At 49.1% G+C, this 6,893-nt stretch carries 7 protein-coding genes; all 7 read left to right on the top strand.

The window, feature by feature from the left end; genetic code table 11:
* Positions 1-433 precede the first annotated feature (433 nt).
* The 7 genes from ATB02_RS23320 (at position 434) to ATB02_RS23290 (ending at position 6,883) form a co-directional block, all read left to right on the top strand.
* On the top strand, positions 434-994 hold the full coding sequence (locus ATB02_RS23320; RefSeq protein ID WP_032184725.1) for a fimbrial protein: 561 nt from the start codon (positions 434-436) through the stop codon (positions 992-994).
* Between the two features lie 84 nt (positions 995-1,078).
* Positions 1,079-3,715, top strand: coding sequence for a fimbrial biogenesis outer membrane usher protein (locus tag ATB02_RS23315; RefSeq protein ID WP_105272316.1), 2,637 nt, complete (start codon positions 1,079-1,081; stop codon positions 3,713-3,715).
* A gap of 19 nt (positions 3,716-3,734) precedes the next feature.
* Complete coding sequence (locus tag ATB02_RS23310; RefSeq protein ID WP_088541247.1) at positions 3,735-4,487, top strand: fimbria/pilus periplasmic chaperone; 753 nt, start codon at positions 3,735-3,737, stop codon at positions 4,485-4,487.
* 15 nt (positions 4,488-4,502) lie between these two features.
* Positions 4,503-5,018 carry a fimbrial protein gene (locus tag ATB02_RS23305; RefSeq protein WP_105272315.1) on the top strand — a complete coding sequence of 172 codons (516 nt, stop codon included), beginning with the start codon at positions 4,503-4,505 and terminating at the stop codon, positions 5,016-5,018.
* On the top strand, positions 5,015-5,503 hold the full coding sequence (locus tag ATB02_RS23300; RefSeq protein WP_105272314.1) for a fimbrial protein: 489 nt from the start codon (positions 5,015-5,017) through the stop codon (positions 5,501-5,503). The genes ATB02_RS23305 and ATB02_RS23300 overlap by 4 nt, the downstream gene beginning before the upstream one ends.
* Entirely contained in the window at positions 5,500-6,039 is a 540-nt protein-coding gene (locus ATB02_RS23295) for a fimbrial protein (protein ID WP_105272313.1), read from the top strand. Before ATB02_RS23300 ends, ATB02_RS23295 begins: the two co-directional genes overlap by 4 nt.
* 1 nt (position 6,040) lies before the next feature.
* Entirely contained in the window at positions 6,041-6,883 is an 843-nt protein-coding gene (locus ATB02_RS23290; protein ID WP_105272312.1) for a StfH/YfcO family fimbrial adhesin, read from the top strand.
* The last annotated feature ends 10 nt before the right edge of the window (positions 6,884-6,893 follow it).

The following is a 6,893-nucleotide window of genomic DNA, read 5'->3' as shown; positions in this document are numbered from 1 at the left end:
TAATAACACAGTGGAATAATGGTTTTGTATCTTGAATATAAATTAATTAATTTAATCAAGAATGAATCTTAGCAATAAATAAATGCAAAATCATTATAAATTCTTTTAGTGGTTTTTATATCCAATTCATTCATGTTGGTTATGAAATTTTTCTTTTTTTTGATGGCACGCATGTATTTTTATTGAAAATCGAGAGGGATATTCTGGTTGTGTATTGATTAATTAAATCTACATAAGTGTTTAAGCATTACTACATTGATTGTTCTTAAAGATAAGACCAACATAACGACACACCAGAGAATATCTGTTTACATTCTATGATTATTTGGGACATATGATGTTCAATGGTTAACTAAAAGCGTCAGACATAATATATACAATAATATTATGTCAGTTGCTTGTATTATACATTTTAATGATTTAAGGACAAATAATGAGTAAGTTTGCCAAAACAGCCATTGCTGCCGCAATGGTGATGGGCGCAGTTGTCTCCGCGTCAGCATTTGCTGCAGGCAACAACGGTACTGCACGTTTCTACGGCACCATTGAAGACTCCCCGTGCTCTATCGTTCCAGACGATCACAAACTGGAAGTGGATTTAGGTAACATCGGTGCCGAAGTACTGAAAAACAACGGGACCACCACGCCGAAAGATTTTCAGATTCGTTTGCAGGACTGCGTATTTGATACCCAAACGAACATGGAAACGACGTTCACCGGTAACGTTTCTACGGGAAACGAGAATTACTACACCATTTTTAATACCGATACAGGTGCTGCGTTTAACAATGTAAGCCTGGCGATTGGTGATAAGCAAGGTACTTCCTATAAAAGCGGTGCTGGCATTAAACAGGCGATCGTAAATGACTCAGCAACCAATAAAGGCAAACCTAAACAGACTCTGAACTTCAAAGCCTGGTTAGTCGGTGCGACGGGTACGCCTGACCTGGGTGGTTTTGAAGCGAATACCACTTTCCAGATTACCTATCTCTAAGGTAATTCACCCCCATAGCATCTCGCTATGGGGGATTTTGGCGAGTTTTTGGACTTATTATAATAATCACGGATGAATACGTGTATGCCTGACCATTCCCTTTTCCGCTTACGGGCGCTTCCCTGGTGCGTTGCCGTGGCCATCTCTGGATGCCATATCAATGCCTGGGCTGATGAAGATATTCAGTTTGATTCCCGTTTTCTGGAATTAAAAGGCGACACGAAAATCGATTTAAAACGCTTTTCAAGCCAGGGTTATGTTGAACCGGGTAAATACAGTTTACAGGTTGAGGTGAATAAACAGCCATTACCCGGTGAATATGATATTTACTGGTATGCAACAGAAAATGATGCCAATAAGACTTACGCCTGCCTGTCGCCAGACCTGGTGGCACTGCTTGGTTTCAAAGAAGACATTGCGAAAAATTTGCAATGGGTTCACGACGGTAAATGCCTCAAGCCAGGCCAATTTGACGGTCTGGAAATGCGCGCTGACTTAAGCCAGTCCGCACTCCTTATCAGTTTGCCGCAGGCTTATCTTGAATACAGCGATGTCGACTGGGACCCTCCCTCGCGCTGGGATGATGGCATCTCAGGTTTAATTGCCGATTACAGCATCAACGCCCAAACCCGACACGAAGAAAATGGCGGTGATGACAGCAACGATATCAGTGGCAACGGTACGGTTGGCGTTAACCTCGGGCCGTGGCGCTTGCGAGCCGACTGGCAGAGCGATTATCAGCATACCCGCAGTAATGATGAAGAGACGGAAGACAGCACCGAAAGAAACTGGGACTGGAGCCGTTACTATGCCTGGCGCGCGTTACCGAGCCTGAAAGCCAAACTGGCACTCGGTGAAGATTACCTCGATTCCGATATTTTCGATGGCTTTAACTACATCGGCGGTAGTATCAGTACTGACGATCAAATGCTGCCGCCGAACCTGCGCGGCTATGCCCCGGATATTTCCGGCGTGGCCCATACGGCGGCGAAAGTCACCGTTAGCCAGGCCGGGCGCGTAATCTATGAAACCCAGGTGCCAGCCGGGCCATTCCGTATCCAGGATCTCGCCGATTTTAGCTCTGGTACGCTACATGTGCGCATTGAAGAGGTGAACGGTCAGGTGCAGGAGTATGACATCAGCACTGCCTCCATGCCGTTCCTGACTCGCCCGGGCCAGGTGCGCTACAAAATTATGATGGGGCGACCACAGGAGTGGGGGCACCATGTGCAAGGCGGGTTCTTTTCCGGTGGCGAAGCGTCCTGGGGGATAGCAAACGGCTGGTCACTGTATGGCGGGGCGCTTGGCGATGAAAATTACCAGTCAGCCGCGCTTGGGATTGGTCGCGATCTTTCCGTTTTCGGTGCGATGGCCTTTGATATCACCCACTCGCATACCCGACTTGACGATTCGACCGCTTACGGAAAAAGCACGCTCGACGGTAACTCTTTCAGAGTCAGTTACTCCAAAGACTTTGATGAACTCAACAGCCGCGTCACCTTCGCCGGATACCGCTTCTCGGAAGAGAACTATATGACCATGAGCGAGTATCTGGACGCAAATGACAGCGCAATGGTTCGCTCTGGCAATGATAAAGAGATGTACACCGCCACCTATAACCAGAACTTCAGGGATGCCGGTGTTTCTGTTTACCTGAACTATACGCGCCACACCTACTGGGATCGTGAGGAACAGACCAACTACAACGTAATGCTCTCCCACTATTTCAATATGGGCGGCATTCGGAACATGAGTATCTCTCTGACCGGTTATCGCTACGAGTATGACGATAGCGCTGACAAAGGCGTCTACATCTCCTTAAGTATGCCGTGGGGCGATAGCAGCGTTGTGAGTTACAACGGCAACTACGGCAGCGGTTCAGACAGCAGCCAGGTAGGGTATTTCAGTCGTATCGATGACGCCAGTCATTATCAGATAAACGTGGGCAACAGTGAAAATCACTCCAGCGTGGATGGTTATTACAGCCGTGACGGCTCAATGGCCCATGTGGATCTCAATGCCAACTACCATGAAGGGCAGTACACCTCTGCCGGGTTGTCGCTACAGGGCGGCGCTACGCTCACGGCTCACGGTGGCGCGTTGCACCGTACTCAAAATATGGGCGGTACGCGATTACTGATTGACGCTGACGGTGTCGCGGACGTACCGGTCGAAGGAAATGGTGCAGCGGTGTACACCAATATGTTTGGCAAAGCCGTCGTTGCCGACGTCAATAACTACTACCGTAACCAGGCCACGATTGACCTGACCAGACTGCCAGAAAACGCCGAAGCCACGCAGTCTGTCGTGCAGGCGACGCTTACCGAAGGCGCTATTGGCTATCGTCAATTTGCGGTCATCAGTGGGCAAAAGGCGATGGCTGTCCTGCGCATGAGTGATGGCAGTTACCCGCCATTTGGTGCGGAAGTGAGAAACGAACATGACCAGCAGGTCGGCCTGGTTGATGATGACGGCAACGTCTATCTGGCTGGAGTAAAAGCGGGCGAACACATGCGTGTCTCATGGAATGGCGAACCCCACTGTGAGATCTCACTGCCAGACCCGCTGCCCGCCGACCTGTTCAACGGCCTGTTACTGCCGTGCAAGCAACAAGGCACGGTGATGCCTGCGGCTCCGGCAGAGGTTAAACCGATGATTCAGGAACAGACGCAGCAGATCACACCTGGTGCGGAACCTATGGCTATTTCAGCAAACCAATAACGTGATTAAGGATTGATCCATGTATACATTGACTCGCTCTGCAACACGCGCTGCCCCTGCGTTGGCGCTGCTGGTGGCGGCCGCCAGTTTTACCACCCACGCATCGGTGACGCCCGACCGTACACGCCTGGTCTTCAATGAAGGCGACAAATCTATTAGCGTCACGTTGCGCAATAACGACCCGAAGCAGCCCTACCTGGCACAAAGCTGGATGGAGGACGAAAAGGGCAACAAAATCAGCTCGCCACTTACGGTACTGCCGCCGGTACAGCGTATTGATGCGATGATGAATGGGCAGGTAAAAGTCCAGGGAATGCCGGATATCAACAAGTTACCCGCCGATCGTGAGAGCATGTTCTACTTTAACGTGCGTGAAATCCCGCCAAAATCGAACAAACCTAATACGCTGCAAATTGCCCTGCAAACGCGTATCAAATTGTTCTGGCGACCAAAGGCACTGGCAAAAATTAACATGAGAGACCCGTGGCAGCACAAGGTGACGTTAACCCGCAATGGTCAGGCGTTCACCGTCAATAACCCCACGCCCTATTACGTGATTATCAGCAATGCCAGCACACAGAAAAATGGTAATCCGGCAGCCGGGTTTACGCCGCTGGTCATGCCGCCGAAATCGTCCGCACCGTTGAATGTAAAGATGGATACTGTGCCGGTGCTGACTTACGTCAACGACTACGGTGCGCGATTGTCGCTGAACTTTAAATGCACTGGCAATAATTGCCAGGTGGATGCAGAGCAAAGCCGCAAAGGCTGATGCCGGGAGAGTCTTATGAAATACACGTTTCTGGTGGGAACGGGCATTTTTCTCCTGAGCGGTTGGCTGATGGGGAACCTTGCCGTCGCAGGGCAAAGTAAACAGGTGTCATTGTCTTTGCGCGTTTTGGTGGATGGGCCACCGCCCTGTTCCGTAAAGGGGAGCAATGTGCAATTTGGCGAAGTATACATTAGCAAAATCAATGGCACGAATTACCGCACCACGCAGCCGCTTTATACCCTGAACTGTGATAACAGGGCGGTGGGCCTTGATGATCTGCGGATGCAGCTTAAAGGCCCTACCACCGTGATTAACGGGGAAACTGTTATTGCGACGGAAATACCCGGCCTGGGTATTCGCATTGAAAATGGTGACGATAACTCCCTGTTCAGAGTGGGTGAAGGTAACTGGTCTGATTTTAATGTTAACCAGTTGCCCAACCTCACAGCGGTGCCGGTAAAACAGAGCGGAGTGCAGCTTACGCCAGCGGAATTTAACGCCAGTATGACGATGGTGGTGGATTACCAATGAAAAAACGCTTGTTACTTTTACTCTGCACTTGCGGTGGCGTTGCGCTGGCGTCTGACGATGACATCACCTTCCACGGTACGCTGGTGGCACCGCCTGCCTGTGCTATCAGCGATGGAAAGACCCTCGAAGTGGAATTTCGCGATCTCATCATCGACAGTATCAACGGAGACTATGGTCGCAAGGAAGTGGTATATGGCCTGAGCTGTGAATCTGACACGCGCGATCCCGAGTGGAATATGACACTCACCTGGACGGGTACGCAGACCGCCTACAATGACTCGGCTATCGAAACAGACGTTCCCGGCTTTGGTATTGAACTTCAGCACGATGGTCAGCCTTTTAAGCTGAATACTCCGCTTACTATTAACGCCACCGATTTTACCCAAAAGCCGAAGCTGGAAGCCGTGCCAGTGAAGTCAGCCGATGCGGTGCTGAGTGATACCACGTTTTCAGCCTATGCAACATTGCGGGTGGATTATCAATGAAGACAGAACGTATTTATTCGCTCGGCTATGGGCTGTTAGCGGGCCTGCTGTTGATCGGCAGCACGCGTGCCCTGGCCGTGGACAACAACCTGCATTTTTACGGCAATTTAATTAGCCGCTCTTGTACGCTGGTGGTTGAGAGCGGAAATCTGGCCGAAGTCCATTTTCCGACTATCAGTCGTCGGGATCTTATGGTCGTGGGGGAGTCTGCGCACGTTCCGGTGGTGTTTAAGCTGAAAGATTGTAAGGGGCCTGCGAGTTATCAGGTCCAGGTGACTCTTACCGGTACGGAAGACAGTGAACAGCCTGGTTTCCTGGCGCTGGATACCACATCAACCGCGCAGGGCGTCGGGATTGGGATGGAAACGACGGACGGTGTACGGGTGGCGATTAACGACCCAACCGGGGCGAAATTCACGCTTAGCGATGGCAGCAATGACATTAATTTCAGGGCCTGGTTACAGGCGAAAAGCGGTCGGGAAGTGACGATGGGCGAATTTACCGCCAACCTGACGGCAACTTTTGAGTATATATAATATGAAAAAATGGATGATTTGTTTCGCAAGTCTGGTATTACTTGCTCTCAGTTTAGGAACCCCAAAGAGTTATGCGGGTGATAAGCTCCTAAACGCAAGCTTCCCTGGTGCGGAAATCTATTATGCAATTAATAATATCTCTATGCAGGGGAGTATCCGTTTTAATGTCACAGTATTAACGCCAGAAGAAGTAGCCTATGGTCAATACAATTCAGGCGCAAGAAGAGGCGATACTCTTCAATTAATATCCTGGACAGGAACGGGTCCTGCACCAAAGTTAGTGCTTACAGATTTTGGCAATACAGCCACCTCAAATTGTCCGGGTATCGATACGTCCATATATAAATGTGGATTTATGACTTTTAATATCACGGTATCATCTGATGATTATGGCTGCCCATGGATTGCTTCTTTTTATTCAGTTTCTCAGGCCAATGGATTTAGTGCATATACAAGTCCAACAGAGCATAATACTATTTGCCCGTCAATTCCGGTATCTTCCTATGATATATCCTGGAGTGATAATTATGTTAGCCATACTAAAACGTTGCAATTACAATCCAATGGTTCAACCATCACAACAACGCTTTCGACCTATCTGATGGAAAGTGGCAATCTCTGCGATGGCAGTAATTTTGATTCCAGAGGAGCGTACTGTCGTGCAGTTTCAGATTTATTAACGTTTACCTCTTATGGTTGCAATAATGCAAAGGTGACAGTCACACCGACACGTAAACCGTTAACGGATAGAAAACTCCACGACATTGTGGTGAAGGTGAATACCAGTAGTCGGCAACCGATTGATTCTACGTGCCGTTTCCAGTATGTACTGAACGAATTGTAATGTTAATCTT

This window comes from Escherichia sp. MOD1-EC5189, from assembly GCF_002966045.1.
GTDB lineage: Bacteria > Pseudomonadota > Gammaproteobacteria > Enterobacterales > Enterobacteriaceae > Escherichia > Escherichia coli_F.
Note: the sequence above shows the minus strand (reverse complement) of the source record. Positions and strands in the feature narration are given on the sequence as shown.

Bases quoted from the DNA above. Each gene is read 5' to 3' on its own strand.
- ATB02_RS23320 (WP_032184725.1), top strand. From the start codon at position 434: ATGAGTAAGTTTGCCAAAACAGCCATTGCTGCCGCAATGGTGATGGGC.
- ATB02_RS23315 (WP_105272316.1), top strand. From the start codon at position 1,079: ATGCCTGACCATTCCCTTTTCCGCTTACGGGCGCTTCCCTGGTGCGTT.
- ATB02_RS23310 (WP_088541247.1), top strand. From the start codon at position 3,735: ATGTATACATTGACTCGCTCTGCAACACGCGCTGCCCCTGCGTTGGCG.
- ATB02_RS23305 (WP_105272315.1), top strand. From the start codon at position 4,503: ATGAAATACACGTTTCTGGTGGGAACGGGCATTTTTCTCCTGAGCGGT.
- ATB02_RS23300 (WP_105272314.1), top strand. From the start codon at position 5,015: ATGAAAAAACGCTTGTTACTTTTACTCTGCACTTGCGGTGGCGTTGCG.
- ATB02_RS23295 (WP_105272313.1), top strand. From the start codon at position 5,500: ATGAAGACAGAACGTATTTATTCGCTCGGCTATGGGCTGTTAGCGGGC.
- ATB02_RS23290 (WP_105272312.1), top strand. From the start codon at position 6,041: ATGAAAAAATGGATGATTTGTTTCGCAAGTCTGGTATTACTTGCTCTC.